The sequence below is a fragment of the Sporosarcina sp. PTS2304 genome (genome assembly GCF_003351785.1).
Classification (GTDB): Bacteria; Bacillota; Bacilli; order Bacillales_A; family Planococcaceae; genus Sporosarcina.
Map to the genome: position 1 here is coordinate 1552505 of NZ_CP031230.1, position 20666 is coordinate 1573170.

At 38.6% G+C, this 20666-nt stretch carries 21 protein-coding genes, 1 riboswitch and 1 other annotated feature; of the genes, 6 read left to right on the top strand and 15 right to left on the bottom strand.

What is annotated here, in order from left to right; translation table 11 throughout:
- Positions 1 to 41: 41 nt before the first annotated feature.
- From hisC to hisZ, 8 genes are read right to left on the bottom strand one after another with little or no spacing between them, the layout of a single operon-like run.
- Positions 42 to 1103: a histidinol-phosphate transaminase gene (gene hisC, locus DV702_RS07290; protein WP_114924176.1), complete on the bottom strand. Its 1062-nt coding sequence runs from the start codon at positions 1101 to 1103 to the stop codon at positions 42 to 44.
- Entirely contained in the window at positions 1096 to 1737 is a 642-nt protein-coding gene (gene hisIE / locus DV702_RS07295; protein ID WP_114924177.1) for a bifunctional phosphoribosyl-AMP cyclohydrolase/phosphoribosyl-ATP diphosphatase HisIE, read from the bottom strand. Before hisIE ends, hisC begins: the two co-directional genes overlap by 8 nt.
- A 1-nt stretch (position 1738) precedes the next feature.
- Positions 1739 to 2503 (bottom strand): imidazole glycerol phosphate synthase subunit HisF, encoded by a 765-nt coding sequence (gene hisF, locus DV702_RS07300; RefSeq protein ID WP_114924178.1) that lies wholly within the window; start codon positions 2501 to 2503, stop codon positions 1739 to 1741.
- On the bottom strand, positions 2490 to 3215 hold the full coding sequence (gene hisA, locus DV702_RS07305; protein ID WP_114924179.1) for a 1-(5-phosphoribosyl)-5-[(5-phosphoribosylamino)methylideneamino]imidazole-4-carboxamide isomerase: 726 nt from the start codon (positions 3213 to 3215) through the stop codon (positions 2490 to 2492). The genes hisF and hisA overlap by 14 nt, the downstream gene beginning before the upstream one ends.
- Before the next feature lie 28 nt (positions 3216 to 3243).
- Positions 3244 to 3828, bottom strand: a complete 585-nt coding sequence (hisB, locus tag DV702_RS07310) for an imidazoleglycerol-phosphate dehydratase HisB (protein WP_114924180.1) — start codon at positions 3826 to 3828, stop codon at positions 3244 to 3246.
- Positions 3829 to 5109: a histidinol dehydrogenase gene (hisD, locus tag DV702_RS07315; protein WP_114924181.1), complete on the bottom strand. Its 1281-nt coding sequence runs from the start codon at positions 5107 to 5109 to the stop codon at positions 3829 to 3831.
- Entirely contained in the window at positions 5106 to 5741 is a 636-nt protein-coding gene (hisG, locus tag DV702_RS07320; RefSeq protein ID WP_114924182.1) for an ATP phosphoribosyltransferase, read from the bottom strand. The genes hisD and hisG overlap by 4 nt, the downstream gene beginning before the upstream one ends.
- A complete protein-coding gene (hisZ, locus tag DV702_RS07325; RefSeq protein ID WP_114924183.1) occupies positions 5729 to 6961 on the bottom strand; it encodes an ATP phosphoribosyltransferase regulatory subunit in 1233 nt (410 codons plus the stop codon). Before hisZ ends, hisG begins: the two co-directional genes overlap by 13 nt.
- Before the next feature lie 155 nt (positions 6962 to 7116).
- Here hisZ and DV702_RS07330 point away from each other — a divergent pair, with 155 nt between their 5' ends.
- Positions 7117 to 7917 carry a histidinol-phosphatase HisJ family protein gene (locus DV702_RS07330; protein WP_114924184.1) on the top strand — a complete coding sequence of 267 codons (801 nt, stop codon included), beginning with the start codon at positions 7117 to 7119 and terminating at the stop codon, positions 7915 to 7917.
- A 74-nt stretch (positions 7918 to 7991) separates the two neighbouring features.
- On the opposite strand, the gene DV702_RS07335 is transcribed toward DV702_RS07330, so the two are convergent.
- From DV702_RS07335 to gdhA, 3 genes are all read right to left on the bottom strand, one after another.
- Positions 7992 to 8564 carry a YdcF family protein gene (locus DV702_RS07335; protein ID WP_114924185.1) on the bottom strand — a complete coding sequence of 191 codons (573 nt, stop codon included), beginning with the start codon at positions 8562 to 8564 and terminating at the stop codon, positions 7992 to 7994.
- A 98-nt stretch (positions 8565 to 8662) separates the two neighbouring features.
- Positions 8663 to 9874, bottom strand: a complete 1212-nt coding sequence (locus tag DV702_RS07340) for an argininosuccinate synthase (protein ID WP_114924186.1) — start codon at positions 9872 to 9874, stop codon at positions 8663 to 8665.
- A 130-nt stretch (positions 9875 to 10004) separates the two neighbouring features.
- On the bottom strand, positions 10005 to 11387 hold the full coding sequence (gdhA, locus tag DV702_RS07345; protein ID WP_114924187.1) for an NADP-specific glutamate dehydrogenase: 1383 nt from the start codon (positions 11385 to 11387) through the stop codon (positions 10005 to 10007).
- 400 nt (positions 11388 to 11787) lie between these two features.
- On the opposite strand from gdhA, the gene DV702_RS17005 reads away from it, so the two are divergent.
- A complete protein-coding gene (locus tag DV702_RS17005) occupies positions 11788 to 11931 on the top strand; it encodes a hypothetical protein (RefSeq protein ID WP_205407227.1) in 144 nt (47 codons plus the stop codon).
- 47 nt (positions 11932 to 11978) lie between these two features.
- Here the strand turns inward: DV702_RS17005 and DV702_RS07350 are convergent, their stop codons facing one another.
- Positions 11979 to 13253, bottom strand: a complete 1275-nt coding sequence (locus DV702_RS07350) for a glycoside hydrolase family 18 protein (protein WP_114924188.1) — start codon at positions 13251 to 13253, stop codon at positions 11979 to 11981.
- 157 nt (positions 13254 to 13410) lie between these two features.
- Between DV702_RS07350 and DV702_RS07355 the strand changes: the two genes are divergently transcribed.
- Both DV702_RS07355 and DV702_RS07360 read left to right on the top strand, forming a co-directional pair.
- A complete protein-coding gene (locus tag DV702_RS07355; RefSeq protein ID WP_114925870.1) occupies positions 13411 to 14007 on the top strand; it encodes a spore coat protein in 597 nt (198 codons plus the stop codon).
- A gap of 100 nt (positions 14008 to 14107) precedes the next feature.
- Positions 14108 to 14767: an HAD family hydrolase gene (locus DV702_RS07360; protein ID WP_114924189.1), complete on the top strand. Its 660-nt coding sequence runs from the start codon at positions 14108 to 14110 to the stop codon at positions 14765 to 14767.
- Positions 14768 to 14806: 39 nt separating this feature from the next.
- Here DV702_RS07360 and DV702_RS07365 read toward each other — a convergent pair whose 3' ends face one another.
- Complete coding sequence (locus DV702_RS07365; RefSeq protein ID WP_371682752.1) at positions 14807 to 15511, bottom strand: YetF domain-containing protein; 705 nt, start codon at positions 15509 to 15511, stop codon at positions 14807 to 14809.
- A 951-nt stretch (positions 15512 to 16462) separates the two neighbouring features.
- Entirely contained in the window at positions 16463 to 17371 is a 909-nt protein-coding gene (gene metA, locus DV702_RS07375) for a homoserine O-acetyltransferase MetA (protein ID WP_114924191.1), read from the bottom strand.
- 94 nt (positions 17372 to 17465) lie between these two features.
- Positions 17466 to 17572, bottom strand: a riboswitch (SAM riboswitch).
- A gap of 177 nt (positions 17573 to 17749) precedes the next feature.
- Here metA and DV702_RS07380 point away from each other — a divergent pair.
- Positions 17750 to 18019: an AbrB/MazE/SpoVT family DNA-binding domain-containing protein gene (locus tag DV702_RS07380; RefSeq protein ID WP_114924192.1), complete on the top strand. Its 270-nt coding sequence runs from the start codon at positions 17750 to 17752 to the stop codon at positions 18017 to 18019.
- Positions 18020 to 18119: 100 nt separating this feature from the next.
- On the opposite strand, the gene DV702_RS07385 is transcribed toward DV702_RS07380, so the two are convergent.
- On the bottom strand, positions 18120 to 18431 hold the full coding sequence (locus tag DV702_RS07385; RefSeq protein ID WP_114924193.1) for a thioredoxin family protein: 312 nt from the start codon (positions 18429 to 18431) through the stop codon (positions 18120 to 18122).
- A 257-nt stretch (positions 18432 to 18688) separates the two neighbouring features.
- Positions 18689 to 18913 (top strand) — a binding site (T-box leader).
- A 129-nt stretch (positions 18914 to 19042) separates the two neighbouring features.
- Between DV702_RS07385 and serA the strand changes: the two genes are divergently transcribed.
- Positions 19043 to 20629, top strand: coding sequence for a phosphoglycerate dehydrogenase (serA, locus tag DV702_RS07390; RefSeq protein WP_114924194.1), 1587 nt, complete (start codon positions 19043 to 19045; stop codon positions 20627 to 20629).
- The last annotated feature ends 37 nt before the right edge of the window (positions 20630 to 20666 follow it).

The window sequence follows — 20666 nt, forward strand, 5'->3', positions numbered from 1 at the left end:
AAAAAACCATTCAACAGTGAATGGTTTTTTTATACTTTTATTCATTTATGCAATTGCTTGAGTACGGTAAACAATGTTTCCATTTGTTCATCAGTGCCTATTGTAATGCGCAAATAATCTTTAATTAATGCAGAATCAAAGTGTCTGACCAGAATTCCGCGAGCTTTCAACTGTTCATAAACTACTTTAGCATCCTGTGTACGAGGCTTGGCAAATACAAAGTTTGCATCAGATGGCAGCACATTGAATTCTAACTCTTTTAATCTTTCTACTGTATACTCCCGTGTGCGTATGATTTTCTTCGTACTCTCAGAGAAATACGCATGATCTTCAAACGCAGCCGTCGCACCCGCCATTGCCAGACGATCGATCGTATACGAGTTAAATGAGTCTTTTATACGTGTGAGTCCGTCAATTAATGCAGGTTGACCGAGCGCAAACCCTACACGCAATCCAGCAAGTGCACGAGATTTTGAAGTTGTTTGAATGACTAATAAATTGTCGTAACGATCAATCAGCTTCATCGCGGACGGACCGGCAAAATCAATGTATGCTTCGTCAATTATAACGATTTGATCAGGATTTTGCTGTAAGATTTCTTCAATTCCACTAAGTTCTTCATAAATACTCGTTGGTGCATTCGGATTCGGTAAGATTACGCCCCCTTCCGAATTAAAAAATTGTTCTTTAGCCAGTGTAAAATTATCGTTCATTGGAACTTGTTCATAGGAAATATTAAAAATCTTCGAATAAACAGGGTAAAAACTATAGCTGATTTCAGGAAACTTAATTGTTTTTCCTGGTTCGAAAAAAGCCATAAATGCAAATGCTAGCACTTCATCTGAACCATTCCCTACAAATACATGCTCTTTCGTCAAACTATATGTATTTGCAATCGCCTGTCGTAACGGATCAACTGTCGGCGATGGATAAAGTTGCAGTGTATTCTCATCTAACGCCCCGTGAATTGCTTCCAGAACTTTTGGGCTTGGAGGATATGGATTTTCATTCGTATTTAGTTTGATGATATCTGGCTGATTCAACTGCTCACCAGGAACATAAGGTTCTGTCCGAAGAGCAACTGTGCTCAGAAATCTACTCATTGCGTAGCACTTCCTTTTTCGGTCGTCTTTCGCGTAATACACTTTGGACATCAGTCAAATCTACATCAAGAATATTCATTAAAACAAGTGTATGGTAAATCAAATCAGCAATTTCATTGGATACTTCTTCTTTATCCGCATTTTTCGCTCCAATGACGACTTCTGTTGTTTCTTCGCCGACTTTCTTTAATACTTTATCGATTCCTTCGTTGAATAAATAAGTTGTATATGATCCTTCTAGTGGGTTCGCTTTACGATCCGCAATTTCATCGATCACTTCGTAAACCACTTCACGTAATGATTCTTCTGTTTCCGTGACGGTCTTGAAGAAGCATGTTTTTTCGCCTGTATGACATGCAGGCCCTTGTGGAGTCACTTGAATGAGCAATGTGTCTTGGTCACAATCAAGTGAAATGCGCTTCACTTGTTGACGATTGCCTGAAGTTGCCCCTTTATTCCATAATTCTTGTCTAGAACGGCTATAAAACCAAGTCTCGTTCGTTTCTATTGTTTTTTCGATTGATTCTTTATTCATATAAGCTAGCATCAGTACTTCACCGGTACGATCGTCTTGTACAATCGCTGGAAGAAGCCCTTTATCATCGAATTTAAGTGTATTGATATCTAGTGTCATATTAGTCAGTCCTAACTGCAATATTTTCTTCTGCTAAGTAATTTTTCAAGTCTCTAATATTGATTTCATTGAAGTGGAATACAGAAGCTGCTAGTGCGGCATCTGCTTTTCCTTCAGTCAATACTTCTTTAAAATGCTCAGGTTTTCCGGCGCCACCACTTGCGATGATCGGAATATTGACTGCATCAGCCATTGCACGATTCAATGCAATATTATAGCCATCTTTCACACCGTCTTCATCAACACTATTGACTACTAATTCACCTGCGCCAAGTTCTTGCATCTTCTTTGCCCATTCTATCGCATCAATACCTGTCGGCTCCATGCCGCCTTTTGCATAGACAGACCATTTCCCTTCACCTTCTTGACGCACATCCATTGAAAGCATAACGCGTGCTGAACCATATTTATCGGATACTTCTTTAATGAGTTCAGGATTTTTTAAAGCAGCGCTATTAATGGAAATTTTATTACCTCCAATAGCAAAAACTTTATCCACGTCTTGTAATGTACGTATACCTCCGCCTACGATGAAAGGAACAGGAACTTCTTTTGCGATTTCCTCTATCAAATCTAAAAACATTCCACGGTTTTTCGTAGATGCAGAAATATCGTAAAATACGAGTTCGTCTGCTCCGTCTGCTACATACTTTTTGGCCAATGTTAGGGGATCTGCTACTTCTTGAACGTCTAAAAACTTCTTTCCTTTCACTACTTTACGATTGTCTACATCCAAGCATGGAATAATTTTTTTAGTTTTTGACATGACTGTCGTCCCCCAATAGTTTTTCTAAAGATAACTTACCTTCGTACAATGCTTTTCCAATAATTGCACCATACATATCTCTAGAAGCGAGTGTCTTAATATCTAATTCTGTCGATACACCACCTGATGCAATAATATCTATAGAAGAAGCTTCATTCATCAATTGCAATTCTTCGAAGTTCGGTCCTTGCAACATTCCGTCTTTCATGATGTCAGTGTAGACAACTGTTTTCACACCAATTTCAGCTAAATTTTGCAGTAAATCTACTGCTTTTACATCACTTGTTTCTGTCCATCCGTCAGTAGCGACTAAGCCATTCCGCGCATCAATAGAAACGGCGATTTGATCACCATATTTTTCAACTGCTTGTTTTAAGAACTCAGGATCCTGTATAGCAGCAGTACCGATAATTACACGCGCTACCCCATTTTTAATATGAGAATCCACAATTTCCATAGAACGAATGCCGCCCCCTACTTGCACAGGAATTGTGACTGCTTTTGCAATCGCTTCTATCGCCAATTTATTCGCGGAATCTCCTGTTTTCGCGCCATCTAAGTCTACTACATGAATATATTCAGCCCCTTGACGTTGCCACTCTTGTGCCATAGCTATCGGCGAGTCATTATAAACGATTTCTTGAGCGTAATCACCTTGAATAAGACGTACACATTTGCCACCTCTAATATCAATTGCTGGGAATAAAATCATCAATAAGTCCTCCTAGTAGATGTTCTTTTTATAAAGTACCTTTAGTCGAAGGTACTCCTTTAATATCTGGATTGATCGTGCTTGCTATGCGCAATGCCCGACCGAAGCTTTTAAAGACCGATTCAATAATATGATGTGTGTTTTTACCATAGTTCAAATTAATATGCAGCGTGATTTTCGCATTATTCGTAAAAGCCAAGAAAAATTCTTCTACTAACTCCGAATCAAAATCGCCTACTTTATCTTTCATTCCATTCACATTAAATACGAGAAATGAGCGACCACTTATATCAATAGATGCTGTAGATAATGCTTCGTCCATTGGTGTAGACACAAGTGCAAAGCGTTCGATCCCTTCTTTTGTGCCAATACATTTATTGAACGCTTGACCTAAAACAATTCCGATATCCTCCACTGAATGATGTTGATCGACTTCAATATCGCCATCACATGCTACCGTTAAGTCAAAACGTCCATGTTTTGCAAAAGCTGTCAGCATATGATCGAAAAATCCAATTCCTGTTTGAATATCTGTTTTTCCTGATCCATCCAATGAAAATTCCATTTGAATATCAGTCTCACCTGTTTTACGAGAAATAGATTGTTTGCGCATTTAGCATCCTGCCTTTCGTACTTTAATCGAATTTGCGTGTCCTGTTAATTGTTCTGAATCAGCGAGAACAATGACATCATCTGCTACTTCTGCCAGAGCGCTTTCAGAATAATAGATTACACTCGACTTTTTCATAAAGTCATAGACGCCTAGTGGAGATGAAAATGCAGCTGTTCCGCTCGTTGGTAATGTATGATTTGGTCCAGCCATATAATCGCCAAGCGCTTCTGGCGCATGTTGACCAAGGAATATCGCCCCTGCGTTGCGGATAGAAGCTAAATGTTCCATCGGACGATCAATCATCAGCTCTAAATGTTCAGGAGCTAAGCGATTCACAATATCAAATGCCTCTTGTAATGTTTCGACCACAATAATACGACCGAATTGTTCAATCGCTTGTGAGGCAATCTCTTTACGATCAAGCCGAGCTAATTGCCGTACGATCTCTTTCGCTAATTCTTCAGCAAATATTTTGCACGTTGTCACACAAACTGAAGCAGCCCGTTCATCATGTTCCGCTTGAGACAATAAATCTGCAGCTGCGTACACTACATTTGTGTTCGCATCTGCCACGACACAAATTTCACTTGGCCCTGCAATCATATCAATCGCTACATCGCCGAATACCCATTTTTTTGCACGGGCTACGTACGCATTACCCGGTCCTGTAATTTTGACTACACGTTCAATAGTTTCTGTACCGTACGCTAGCGCCGCAATTGCTTGTGCGCCACCGACTTTATAAATTCGGTCAACACCCGCTTCTTTTGCTGCAACTAATACGTGCGGATTTATTTTGCCATCTTTTTGCGGGGGAGTAACCATCGAAATTTTTCCAACCCCTGCAATTTTTGCAGGTAACGCATTCATCAGCACAGTAGACGGATAAGCAGCTTTTCCGCCTGGCACATAAATTCCGACACTATCAATCGGTGTAACTTTCTGACCAAGCATAATTCCTTCATTTGGATTAAGAAACCAAGATTGTTCTTTCTGCGCTTCATGATATGTGGAAATTCGTTGTTTCGCTGCTCGTAAAGCACGATAAAAGTCTTCCGTCACTAATTGCTCTGCTTCGTCAATTTCTTCCTCACTCACGAGCAATTCATCCAAAGTGACTCCATCAAAGCGCGAAGTATACTCTAGTACTGCTTGATCTCCTTGCGCGCGAACTGTATCAATAATTGAGAGAACAGTACGGTCAAATTCAAAATCTCGTTCACTTGAATCATCCCGACGCAATAATTCTTCCGAAAATTGGACACCTTGTATTATTTTCATGAGCGCACCTCTAGTCCTTCCTTCATATCTTTAATGAACTGTTGAATGCATTCTGTTTTTGTAGCGTAACTTGCTTTATTAACAATTAAACGCGCACTTACATCAGCCATTTCTTCTAATACTACTAAACCATTCTCTTTTAAAGTCGTACCTGTTTCAACGATATCGACAATTACATCAGACATGCCGATTAAAGGTGCTAACTCAATAGATCCATTCAGCTTAATCATATCTGTACGAATACCTTTTTTATCAAAATACTCTTTAGCCACCAGGGGATATTTAGAAGCCACTGTCAGGAATGGAATATTATTTACCGGTGTATCAGGAAAACCCGCTACTGCAAGTTGGCATTTTCCGATACCTAAATCCAATAACTCATAAACATCACGAGGATCCTCCATCATAACGTCTTTACCGACAATCCCCACATCGGCCGCTCCTTTTTCTACATAAACTGGAACATCCACAGCCTTCACAAAAATGAGCTTTATCGTTTTTTTATCATCAAAAATGACAAGTTTTCGACTATCATCTGTCCATTCAGAAAATCGAACATCAGATTTCTCCAAAAACTTCATTGCTCGTTCGGCTGTACGTCCTTTCGCCATGGCAACAGTTAAATAATCCATTCCGGTACCCCTTTCTTGCTTATAATACATTCCAGTAATTGTTTAAAATCCTCGAACTCTTTCGTTTCTTCTGCATCTAAGAGAACATTGCGTCCTGCTACTAACTGAATCGTATAGTGACTGTCTATTGCAGCGGCCGGGCCTTTTAGTGGTCTCGACACAACACGATAGTCACGCTCTCTTAATTCATTGGTAATATCAATCGCATATTTCATTCGGCTTTCTTCGTAAAATACAGTCAAATCCAAACTGTAACGTTCTTTCAATTCTTTCTGAGCGGCAGCTTTTACTAACGATTCAATTTCACAGGCAAAGCCAATTGCCGGCAGCTTCACACCGAATTCTTCACTTAATGAATCGTAACGACCGCCCATCAATACCGGTTTCCCAAAGTTCTCAACATATCCTTGAAAAATAATACCGGAATAATAGCCCATATGATTGATTAATCCTAAATCAATTACGATATGTTTTTTCAATCCATATAATTCAACAATTTCATATGTTTGTTGTAAATAATCGATCGCACTTTGTGCTGATTTGCTAACTTGTAAATTATCCAGCCTTTCAAAAACCATTTCCGGCGCCCCATATAATAATGGCAGTTGTTCCAATACTTCCTTTACCGCTGGGTCGATTGGTAATTGATTGAGGAATGGTCCGATTTCTACAACATTCTTCGCTTGAATCAACGTCTTTAACTCGGCAGTCTGCTCTGCTGTTAACTGTAAATTTGCAATCAATTCCGTAAAAAATCCTGCGAACCCTATTTCGATTTTCACATCCGAGAAACCAACGTCACGTAATGCATGACATGCAAGCATAATTGTTTCTGCATCTGCTTGTGGTGAACTTTCGCAATAAAACTCTACGCCCGCTTGTGTTTTTCCGATTCTTTCGTTCTCTTGGAAGGTTTGCCGGAATACTTCCTGTACGTAATAATAACGCATTTCGTCTGGTAAATTGCCATTCAACTGAACCAATTGTTGAGTGAGTGGAATCGTAACATCAGGACGTAAAACCAAAACTTCTCCTGTATAATCAATTACTTTAATCATTTCATTTTGATTAATCGACGTGCGTACATTCGAATATAAATCGTATTGCTCAAATGCGGATGTTTTAATCCGTTTATAGCCATATGTAGTAAATCGTTTACTTAAAGTTTCAATAATTTTTTCGTGCTTTTCATATTCATTTGCAAGAATTTCAGAATACATAAAACTTCCAACCGCCTTCCGTTCTATCCGAATACTTCATCGCTTTACCACGCTAAAGTTATTTATAACTATACTAATTAAATTGTGCGTTGTCAACTGTATATCACATGATTCATCTGCTACAATATGTACTATAGAAAAGGAGACTTGAGACTATGTTTGATTATCATATGCACAGTGCATTTTCTGCCGATTGCGAGATTCCAATGGAAGAGATGGCGAAAGCTTCTATCGCTAAAGGATTAACTGAAATTTGTTTCACTGACCACGTAGATTATGAATATCCCGACGAAACGATTCACTTTGACTTCGATAAATTAGAATACGCAAAAAAGGTTCAGCAACTTAACGAACAATTCAAAGGACAGCTAACGATAAAAAAAGGAGTGGAGATTGGCCTTCAGCCTGATCTATTACATCTCTATGAAGAATTGATGGACGAGCATAGTTTTGATTTTGTCATCTGTTCATTACATACCGTTGAAAATAAATCGTTGCACTATCGTGAATTATTTGCGGATCGTACAGTAGATGAAGCTTTTGAAACATATTATAAAGAATTACTCTATTGTATCGAACGTTACAAACGATATAACGTGTTGGGGCATACAGACTTGATCAAGCGATATACAGATCAGCCACCAACAAACCAATTTCACGATTATTTAGAAAAGATCTTTCATATCATTATACCAGAAGGCAAAGGTATTGAGCTCAACACTTCAGGTACTCGTTATGGATTGCCTCATAATATGCCTAGTGAAGATATTCTTCGGTTGTATAAACAATGCGGCGGCGAAATTATTACTTTGGGATCTGACGCACATCGTACAATGGAGATCGCGCATGAGTTTAAGGAATCACTTGAATTATATCAGTCCATTGGTTTTAACTATTTAGCAACATTTACAGAAGGCATTCCTGAATTTCATAAAATTTCTTCTTTAATGAAATAAAGAAAAGTGACGAGACTTATTGTTTCGTCACTTTTTTATGTAGATTTTTTATGAGCGCATAAAATCGTTCTATATCATTTTCGAACTACCCAAGTTTTAAATAAAGCCAAACGCTCGCGAATAACTACTTTCGCTTTCACCATATCGGGCGTCTTTGCAGCTACTACATCAGAATCCCATCCAAGTTGTCTAGCTAAAAATCTTGCTCTAGCTAAATGATAATCACTGCTAATAATTGTGACGCCTTCTACGTCCGGTAATAGATGTTGTGAATACTGTAAATTCTCATAAGTAGAGGTAGACTGATCTTCTATAATCAGTTGTTGTTCTGCAATACCATGTCTTATCAAATAGTAATACATCACTTCCGCTTCACTAGTATCTTCATCAGGCCCTTGCCCTCCTGACAGCACGAACTTCACATGTGGATAGCGATTTGCATACGTTATCGCTTCATCTAAACGATATTGTAAAGATAATGACGGATTTTCTCCATTCACTTTTGCTCCAAGAATTAGTGCATATTCATATTTTCCTTCCGCTTTTGCTTGTTGCGCTTTTTTTATTCGTTCACCCGGGATAAACCAAAACAATCCCATTCCTATTATTAGCAAACATGCAACTACGATGAATTTCCCCTTTTTCATATATTTCCTCCTTTTTACAGTAAGACGGAAACGAATGAAGATTAGTTGCAAAAAAATAGCGAAGCCCTAAAGCCTCGCTACTTTCTACTGTAGACATTTTAATTTTTCTTAACAATTTGCTTTTTATTGATCATGCTATGCACTTCAGTTGGCAATCCCCATAATTTAATAAATCCAACTGCTGCAGATTGATCAAAAGAATCATCTGATGTGTATGTTGCTAACTTTTCATCATACAGCGAATTGGGGGATGTACGTCCTTCAACAATCGCATGTCCTTTAAACAGTTTTACACGTACTGTACCATTGACATATTGTTGCGTTTGTTTAATAAATGCTTCAAGTGCATCACGTAAAGGTGAAAACCATAAGCCATTATAAATTAATTCACCTAACTTCTGTGAAATGACCGGTTTAAAATGAGCTAGTTCCTTAACCAGTGTTAAATCTTCCAATTCTTTATGTGCTTTCAATAACGTGATGGCACCTGGAGCTTCATACACCTCACGGGATTTAATTCCAACTAATCGATTCTCTACATGATCAATCCGACCAACACCATGTTTGCCTGCGATTAAATTTAGCTCTGTTATCAAATCACTTAGTAAATACTTTGTTCCATTTATACTAACTGGCACACCTTGCTCAAAATCGATTTCAATTATGTCCGCTGTATCAGGAGCATTTTCAATGGAAACCGTTAAACCAAATGCTTCTTCTGGTGGTGTAGCCAAAGGATCTTCTAAAATCCCACATTCATTTGCGCGTCCCCAAAGGTTTTGATCCACTGAATACGGATTGTCTAAGTCAATAGGAATTGGAATATTATGTTCTTGTGCATAATGAATTTCCTCTTCACGCGACCAGCTCCATGAACGAACAGGCGCTACTACCTCGAGCGTTGGATCAAGCGATTTTATTGCCACCTCAAATCGAACTTGGTCATTCCCTTTTCCTGTACAACCGTGTGCAACTGCTGTCGCCTTTTCTTTATGTGCAATCTCCACTAATTTTTTAGAAATCAGTGGCCGTGAAAGTGCAGAAACGAGAGGATATTTATTTTCATAATATGTTTGTGCTTGCAATGAAAGAAGAACAAAGTCTTGTGCGAATTCTTCTCTTGCATCAATGACATAGCTACTAACTGCGCCTACTTGGAGAGCTTTTTCTTTGATAAAATCAAGATCTTTACCTTCTCCAACATCCAAACAAACAGCTACTACGCTATATCCTTGATCCGTCAACCACTGAATCGCAACTGATGTGTCTAATCCGCCTGAGTATGCTAAAACTACTTTCTGTTTTTCCATGGGTAAATCCCCTTTCATATAAGTGAATGTATATAAATTCAACTTAATGTATTTTTATAATATCATAAATCACTCAAAATACAATAAAAAAAGACACATTTTTTTACATAATGTGTCTTTTTCTAATTATTTATCTAATACCATGTGCAACCATCGCATCCGCTACGCGCAGAAAGCCCGCTACGTTAGCTCCCATGACTAAGTTACCCGGTTTACCGTATTGATCAGCTGCCATTTTGCAGTCGTTATAAATATTCTTCATTACTTCTTTCAAATGCTTATCTACTTGTTCCTCAGTCCAAGATAATCTTTGGCTATTTTGTGACATTTCCATAGCTGAGACCGCAACTCCACCAGCATTCGCTGCTTTAGCCGGAGCAAATAAAATATTATGTTCTTGGAAGATTTCAATTGCTTCAATTGTACAAGGCATATTCGCCCCTTCACCTACAGCTTTTACGCCGTTCGCAATAAGCATGTGTGCAGCTATTTCATCGATTTCATTTTGTGTTGCACATGGGAGTGCAATATCACAAGGAATAGACCAAATAGCACTACAGTCTGCATGATATTCAGCATGGGCACGTTCTTTTGTATATTCCCAAATACGTTTATTTCCAAATTCTTTCAGCTCTTTAACGAGCTCTAAATCAATTCCATCTTTATCATAAATATAGCCATCAGAGTCACTACACGCCACTACTTTTGCGCCAAGTTGCATTGCTTTTTCCATTGCGTAAGTGGAGACATTCCCTGACCCAGAGACAACCATTGTTTGACCTTCCAACGTCAAGTTATTCTCTTTAAGCATTTCATCTACGAAATAGACTGTACCGTATCCCGTAGCCTCTTTACGTCCGAGACTACCGCCATGATCAGGATTTTTTCCAGTAAGAATTCCTGCTTCATAGCCACCTTTAATACGATTGTATTGACCGAATAAATAACCGATTTCACGTTTACCTACACCGATATCTCCGGCTGGCACATCAATATCAGGACCAATATGTCTGCTCAACTCAGTCATAAAGCTTTGTGTGAAGCGCATAATTTCACGATCCGACTTTCCTTTAGGATCAAAATCCGATCCACCTTTACCTGCACCGATTGGTTGACCTGTAAGCGCATTTTTGAAAATTTGTTCAAAGGCTAAAAATTTCATAATACTATTATTAACTGATGGATGGAAACGAAGTCCACCTTTGTACGGTCCAAGATCACTATTAAACTGAACTCGGTAGCCTCTATTCACATGGACTTTCCCTTGATCATCTTCCCACGCTACACGGAATGAAATGATACGTTCCGGTTCTGTAATACGTTCCAAAATTCCATTGTAAATAAATTCGGGATGCTTAGCAAAGACTGGACGAAGGGAATCAAAGATTTCTCTAGTAGCTTGTAAAAATTCCTTTTCATCTGGATTTCGTTTCTTTACTAAATCATATACTTCATGAACATAATCATTTGCTCGTTTACGATTGTTAAATTCAACCTCATCAATCTTTGTCATTTGCGACCATCCCTTTCCTTGTTGGTAGTTAAAAACTGACGACCGACGAGTCGCTCACTTTACTCAGGAGAAGTTATCCTTACGGTATTCTCTACTGATGTACGTCTACTCTTACTCACGGACGAATTCTACTGAATAAATTGAATTTGTAATAGTTCGAAATATTCCTGTGTATTTCAATATTATTACTGAAAACCTAGCAAGTTACAAGATTTTTTTCTAACTTCATCTGAATGCTTTAATTTTTGTGTCTATTTTATGTACTTTCTTTAACGTTTCACTTTACAATTAACTGAATATAGAGTATTATTAATCTATTCGATCAATCTATGTGAAGCTAATGATAATGGGCTTTCGCAAGAGCGTGAGAAATAATACGAAAAGAAAGAGGCGAAGCACCATGAAAAAGAAACCCACTACATTCCGCTCTATTTTAGGAGCTAACCTACTACTAATCATGACATTTGCTTTCCTACCTGCTTTACTCGTAAATCCAGATATGGATCTTTTCCAAAACGCTATTAAAGCACTAACTAACGAATAAAAAAGTACACGCAGAGCCTTTCCTTTATTTAGGAAAGGCTCTGTTTTTCATCGTTTTCTAATAATGAATTGATCTTCTAGTAGCAACCAGTTTTGCGGAAAAGCTAATCCGAGTTTCCAATACATAATGCCACGTAACTTAAACTTTTTCAGCAACTCAAACTTCTTATTAATACTTCGAGCGTCTTCAAACCAAACTTCATGTTCAGTTCCTTGAGCGTCATAATACGTAAAGTGCGGAGCCTGAGCCACTTCACTATAATCAATGGACACACCTTCTGTAATCGCCAAAGTCGTTGCTGCTTTTGGACTTAACGCAGTAGCAGCTTGGCTTTGACCAAATGGAGCTGACCAATCGTATCCGTATAAGTTTTGTCCTAGAAAGATTTTATCTACAGGAATTTCACTTACCGCATATTCAACGACTTTTGTGACGGGACCGATTGGACTGACTGCTTGTGGAGCACTATACGTGTATCCCCACTCATAAGTCATTAATACGACAAAATCAACAATCTCGCCATGTGTTTTGTAGTCGTGAGCGCCATAAATTCCTGTCATAACATCTGACGCTTTAGGTGCCAGTGCAGACGATAACGTTAATCCAGCACTATGAATTTGTTTACGTGCATTTCTTAATAATTGATTGTATAACTCACGATCTTCAGGGAATAATAGTTCAAAATCAAAATGGATATCATCGTATCCTATCTGTTTTGCTATAGTTATCGCTTGTTCAATCATCCGGTTTTGAATAGTTTGATCCGTAAAAATTACATGTGCCAATTCTGCACTGAATGTGTATTCTTCTAGGTTGGTTAATACGAGCATATTTATTACTCCTGCATTTTTGGCTATCGTCGGCATATCAGCTAGAGATGGTGCTTTTAACGAACCATCACGTTGCACTTCATAACTAAATATCGCTAAATAGGTCAGATCTTCTACGCGCTTTCTAACTTCTATTAACATATCTGCACTCACAGGATTTCGAGGTTCCACGTACAGTAATGAGTCGAGTGGGGTTTTAGATGGTTCGGGGATATAAATACGTTGTCCAATATACAAAACTGCCCTCGGATCTATTCCATTGATTTCTGCAAGGCGCTCGACCGATTGGCTGTGAATTGCCGCTATTTTATATAAGCTATCTCCAGGTCTTACCCAATAATAAGAGCCAATAATAGGTATGACCAAGGCTTGTCCAACAGCTAACCTGTCTGTTTCTAATTCATTAGCTGACATAATTTGTTGATATGGCACACCATAAATTTGGCCGATTTCATATAAGCTTTGTCCTCTTTGAACTACATGTATTTGCACAGTACTCCACGACCTTTCCATTGTTCTCATACTAAGATATGAGTGAATGAAGCACACTATGCATAAATCCCATTTGCCTTCACATACTACAACTGATGGAAATGACTATTTGAAGGAGGATAAGTAATTGACTAATCAATTCGAAACATCTCAACACATGCAAGGTGGTATGATTCCCCCATCACTAAACCATGGTGGTCACGAGCTGTTTGACATGCATGAAGTTCTAAGTGCAACCGTAGGAGCGCTGAATCAATCGATGATTTTACGTCCACACGTTCAAGATCCGGAGCTACTAGATATATTGGATCGACAGTATCGCTTTATGCTGGACGAGTACAATATAACGGTGGAATGCTTCAAAACAGGAAAAGACCCTTCACATCCAACGCAACGCTATCAAATGAAAGCAAATAGCGATTTTATTTACGGCATGAAAGAAAAGCCTCCAACTAAGCCTATTCAATCTACTGGAGAAATTACAGATGAAATCATTTCAGGCTTTTTACTTGGCGCAGTCAAAGAAGGATCTACAGGAAAAACAGCTGCTGCTCTAGAAATTTGTAATCCTGTTGTTCGTCGAGTAGTTGCTGATTCTGTTCCGAACTGCATTGAAATGGCTTATGAATTGGCAATATACCAAAACAAACATCAATATTACCAAATCCCACAGTTAAAAGATCAGGATATGAACATGTTACTTCAATCATTTGCACCTGTAGGACAGCCAGGCATGCCTAATCCTCTTCAATAAGTCGATACGCTGAGCAGACGGAGAACTATTCCGTCTGCTTTTTTGCTTTTCCCTTCATTATATTTGTATACTGTAGGTAGACAAAGTGAGGAGTGTTTACATGAAAGTTGCTATTTTTGATTTTGATGGAACTCTGTATACGAAAGAAACTTTTTCATTATTAATGGATCATCTAAAAAAGCATCCTACGTATAAGCGGTACTACGGGAAATTCTACCGATCGATTTTACCACTTTATATTCGATACAAATTAAATATATTGCCCGAATCGGAAATGAAAGAACGCTCCATGCAATTGTATTTGCGTGCATTGTCACCATTGACACTTCCACAACTTCAGCGCTACTTCGAAGAAATGCATGATGAGATGAAGAATGACTTCAATGAGGAAGTTGTAGCCAGATTAGCTGAACATCGTGCAGATGGCTATCGGGTGTTATTAGTTTCGGGAGCCTATACCCCATTTTTACATGCTGTCACTCATCACTTACCATTTGACCACGTCATCGGAACGGATATACCATCACGCGGGGATCACATTGCACTCGATCTGCCATTTATACATATCCAAGGACATCGTAAAAACGAACAGGTAGAAAAAGCGTTACAAAATGAGTCGATTGATTGGGCGAATAGTTTTGCATACGGAGATAGTATTGCAGATTTGCCTGTTCTAGAAAATGTCGGTCACCCCGTCGCTGTTAGACCTGACGCTAAACTAGCAACTATTGCTACTGATCGTCAGTGGGAAATCTTATAAAAAAGTGAAACACCCTGAACATCATTCAGAGTGTTTCACTTATACTTTCTTCAAGGCATTAATATATAAACTGCCATCGGTCTGAATTTCAGCATACAGCACGTGTTCGGGCTTGCCGATTCCTTGTTGTTCCAATTGCTGCGTCAGCCAAGTGTCGGTTAAATTCAGTTCACGCATATTCTTTTCTTCCACTTTACCGTCTGTGATTATTTCAGTCGGAATAAACTTAGGCGTTGGAGATGCAGCTTTCACATCTTTTTTTGTTGCGGGTTGTTCTGCAGATTTCAGCAACACGCTTAAATTTCCGTTCGTTTCAAATATCGCGTAATTCACATCTTTCATGGAAAATATAGCTTGTTCGCGTAGCATCATGTTTAACTCATTGAAATTTAATCGTAATTTTCGTAATGATCCTTCGATAATCTTCCCATTCTGAATCACAATAACCGGTTGATCATCTAATGCAACACGTAATTTCACTGATTTGAATGACAAAAAATTCGCAAGAATAGTTAATAGCGCCCATAAAATCATTCCATATAATCCATTAAGAAAAGGTGTTTCAGACTCCCCCGCTAAATTTGCTGCAATCGAGCCAATCGTAATACCTGTCACATAATGAAAGAAAGTTAGTTGAGATACTTGTTTTTTACCCATAAAACGAGCCAGAATCATCAATACTAGAAAAGAAAGAAACGTCCGCAACGTCATTTCCCAAAAAGCCAATTCAAAGAACTCATCTATGTTCACAACAGGCACCTCCGTTGACTGGAGTATGTGGAACTATAGAGGAATTTATACATTATTTTATCCAACTTGTTGATTATCCCAAGAAGGAACTGTTCTGTTTTGAAAATGAGATGCTTTTGACAAGTAATTGTATGGTGTACGTCCAGAAGTTGGAGTGGGGTAAGTGATTCTTCCTTCGCAGTGTGGAAAAGGAGTGTACGTGCTAGGATTCTCCCTACAGAACCGGACACTTTCCTGAGGGGGCGCGGTGGACTCGCCAGAAGTGCGTTGGCGATTACACCTGTCAAATGCAAAGATGTGCTCCTTCTCGCTGCGCTTCACTCGCAAAAGCCGTCCTTCGCCACGGCTTTCCCTGATCCTCCAGGAGTCGCCGGTTCTTCCGGGAGAATCCTGGAGTTTTTGTCAGGAAGACAGTCTGTGTTCGTCCAGAAATGAAGTATGGCAAATTACGCTTCCTAAATATTGTAGGTAAAGCTTCGGATTGGCTGACGAATGCGTATAGAGTCATTTCTTATTCCACTCAGTTCATCGAAACAGTCATAGTAGCTAGCAACACTTCGCTGCTTTTTAACTTCAAAAACAGTCAGATTGTATCAGACAATTCTACGTGGTTTCCCCACATACAAAGAATGATCAAACTGTGTTACACACTAAGTTCGGCTTGGCGCTTACAGACGATCGACTCCGGGAGGATCAAGGACGACAGGCGTAACCCGCAGCGCTTGGGAGTCCGCCGCGTCCCCTCCAAAAAGCGTATCGTCTGGAAGCGCAAGCCGCAAGACAATAAAAGTCCACGGCACTCCATCCAATTGCGATCGCCACTATATCTCATTATCAAAAGCCGCATGCTTTGTGCTATCGCCTACCTCGATTTTAAATGAATGAATTATACATATTATAGTTAATCAACAGTGGTATTTTATATTTTCACGCAATACGTACCCTTTAATTCCAAACATATGGTGTTTCTTGGTACACATAGTAATTTAACCAGTTAGAAAATAGCAGATGAGTATGTGAACGCCATGTGTTTTTCGGCTTTTTCGTCGGATCATTGTCCGGGAAATAGTTTGCCGGCACATCAATATCCAGACCTTTTTGTACATCTCGTGCATATTCATCGGCTAATGTACAGGCATCATATTCTAAATGACCCGTCACCATGATATGTCTCTCATCCTTTGATAATATGATGAATGCACCCGCTTCAGCCGATGAAGACAGTAGGAGTAAGTCAGGATGATTTTTGATTTCTTCAAGAGATACAGATGTATTCCGAGAATGCGGTGCAACAAACTCATCATTAAATCCTCTTGCCAAGTTGACAGTTGGATCAGTAATTTCATGTGAGAATACCCCTGAACACTTTTTCTCTAATTCAAATTTATCGATTCCATAATGATGATAAAGTGCTGCCTGCGCGCCCCAGCAAATGTGCAAAACAGACGTTACGTTTGTCTTCGTCCATTCCATAATTTCTACAAACTCTTTCCAATACACGACATCCTCAAAAGGCATAAGTTCAATCGGTGCCCCTGTAATGATCATTCCATCAAATCGACGGTTCTTAACGTGTTCAAATGTAGTGTAAAATGTCTCCAAATGCGTTTGACTAACATTCTTTGAAACATAAGTTGCGGTGTTCAAAAAGGTTACATTTATTTGTAACGGTGTATTTCCAAGTAAACGCAACAATTGTAATTCCGTTTTTTCTTTTTCAGGCATTAAATTTAAAATCAATATATTCATTGGACGTATATCTTGTGACCCCGCTCGTTCTTCATCCATTACGAAAATCTTCTCTTCTTTAAGTAATTCTCCTACTGGTAAATGTTTTGGTATATTAATCGGCATGTTTTTTCCCCCTTGGCTTTTCGTTTATTTAGTCTTTTACAATAAAAAATACCCCTTCTCTTGTAGATAAGAAAATGAGGGTATTTATACACTTTCCTTATCTCTCAAGAAAAAAATCTTGTTGGAGGTAGCACCTTCCTGTATGTACAGAGGTTGCTGAAGCGTCATCAGGCCAAATCCCTTAGCTTCTCTTGATAAGTAATATGAAATTGTTTGGATAGCAATTTGAAAGTTGATTTATTGAGTATTATAACATTAATAAACTAATTGTATAGAGTAATTATCAAATAGTTCAGTAGATTACATACTTTCAAATTGTAGATAGTAAAAAATTGTGTATAATAGGAATTAACAACTACTTTTTTCAAGGAGGACGCCATGAAGTCTTTAGGTATTGTTCGAAAGGTTGACCATCTCGGCCGTATCGTAATTCCGAAAGAACTTAGAAAGTCTTTGCTGATAGACAAAGGGGATCCAATTGAAATATTTGCCGAAGATGATCGAATTATTTTAAGAAAGTATCAGGTGAACAGAGCGTGTTTCATCACTGGCGAAGTGTTGAACGAAAACAAGGAATTGTCCAATGGGTTATTCATTAGTCCTGAAGGTGCTAAAATTCTTTTGAAAGAACTAGATGATCTCGCGTGATTCACTAGAAGCAACGAACAATTTACTTTTGACGTAGTAAATAAGAAGAAAATGCATGAAGGAAAATCCCTCATGCATTTTCTATTTGTTTCCTAAGCTTTTACAGATTGTTGATAAATTCTTCTATTTCTTCTTTTGTTTTTCGATTTTTACTTACGAATCGTCCAGTCTCTCGTCCTTTACTAAAAGAGATAAAACTAGGGATTCCAAAAATATCAAGTTCGCTGCATAAGTCAATAAACTTATCACGATCCACCGAGATGAATTCAAACTCTGAGAACTCTGTTTCTAATGTCGGTAGAAACGGTTCAATTACTCTGCAATCAGGACACCAGTCGGCAGTAAATAAGAATAGGATACGTTCTTCATTTTTTAGTTGCTCAAATTGTTCAAGAGATTCTAATGTTTTCATGTAAAACACTCCTTCTTGTGAATAGTATAAGTCCACTATAACACTGTATCTTCTATTTCTTCGCGTTAGACGACTTAGGCTAATTACTCTATCTATTTTTTAAAACTTATCTTTTCTGTAGTTTCAACGGTAAAACACGAACGTTCACAATAAATTCAATATTTTATGTTCGTATTTGATAGTTTTTCATTTTTATTGGAAAAGTAATTGACAATAACTTTTGACGTGTTATGATTAGTTCTAAATTTAATACATGTAAAACAATTTTGACGAAGACTTACCTTCCCAAATAGGAATTTTTTAGAGAGCTGATGACTTGGTGCGAATCAGTAAATTCTTGGGATGGCGGCACTTCTGAATTGATTGGCTGAATTTTAGTAGGCTAATTCGTCTCATGCACGTTACGCATGCTGAATGAAGGCTGCTTTGGCAGCAAAACAAGGGTGGTACCGCGTTAGTTTATCGAGCTTTTCGCCCCTTACGTATGTAAGGGGTGGAAGGCTTTTTTATTTTATACAAAAGGAGGTTGCACGTACTTACATAAACGCTCGATTGCATGCAGTTCTTATTAAAAAATCCAATTCAAACAACCGAAGGAGAGAATGATTAACATGGCTTTTAAAGTACTTATTAGTGATCCACTTAGTGAAGACGGTATTTTCCCATTACGACAAGCAGAAGGTTTTGAAATTGTTATGGACACAGACTTATCACCTGATCAGCTGAAAGACCGTATTAAAGGTTTCGACGCGCTACTCGTACGTAGTCAAACTACGGTCACGAAGGAATTATTAGAAGCAGCAGATCAATTAAAAATTATTGGTCGTGCAGGTGTAGGTGTGGACAATATTGATTTAGACGCCGCTACTGAAAAAGGAATTATCGTTGTCAACGCTCCTGACGGAAACACAAACTCAGCCGCTGAACATACAGTTGCAATGATGATGTCAATGGCGCGTAAAATCCCTCAAGCATTTAATTCATTGAAAAACAATAAATGGGATAGAAAATCATTCCTTGGAGTAGAGTTAAAAAACAAAACACTAGGGATCATCGGACTCGGGCGTATTGGTGCTGAAGTAGCAAGACGTGCAAAAGGACAGCGTATGAATGTAATTGCGTTCGACCCATTCTTAACAGAAGATATCGCTAAAAAACTAGGCATTGAAATTGGTACAGTGGACGAAGTATTAGTCGCTGCTGACTTCATCACAGTTCACACGCCATTGCTAAAAGAAACACGCAGAATGATCAATAAAGAAGCATTCGAAAAAATGAAAGACGGCGTTCAAATTATTAACTGTGCACGCGGTGGAATCATCGACGAAGATGCTCTGTATGATGCAATCGTCTCTGGTAAAGTAGCGGGTGCTGCCCTTGACGTATTTGAGAAAGAACCTTTCTTAGACCATAAATTATTGACGCTTCCAGAAGTAATCGCGACTCCACACTTAGGTGCGAGCACATTCGAAGCACAAGAGTCTGTTGCTGTTGATGTTAGCCGTGACGTAGTAAACTTCTTAACGATTGGATCTGTGCGCAACCCAGTGAACTTGCCATCTGTATCTCGTGATGTATTGGCTAAAATCGAGCCTTTCTTCGATCTAACTGAAAAACTTGGTATGTTTTTATCACAAATTCAAAACTCTGTTATTAACGAGATTAACATTCAATATGCAGGGGAATTAGCTAATTACGACGTTCGTGCATTGACTCGCAACACTGTAAAAGGTTTATTAAAGCGTAATTTAGGCGAAACAGTTAATGATGTAAACGCAAAGCTATTAGCCGATCGTTACGGCATTAAAGTAAACGAACAAAAAACTACTACTGGTAAAGGATTCTTAAACTTAATCACAGTAGAAATTGTCACAACAAAAGGTATTCGTAAAGTTGCTGGTACCCTTCTTAACGGTTTAGGGCCACGTATTGTAAAAGTTGATGATTACGTTGTGGATGCTATTCCAAAAGGTCACTTATTATTCATCCGTCACATTGACCAACCAGGTGCAATTGGCCGTGTAGGAACTTTGCTCGCAGATGAAAACATTAATATTGCAGCGATGCAAGTAGGACGTTCTGCTGAAGGCGGAGGCGCAATTATGATGTTAACTGTCGATCATCACGTAGAATCTTCTTCAATCAAACGAATTAAAGAAGTACAAAATATTCACGATGCAAAAGCAATTGACCTATAAGAATTCAAAAAACCAGCTGATTTCCTTTATCAGCTGG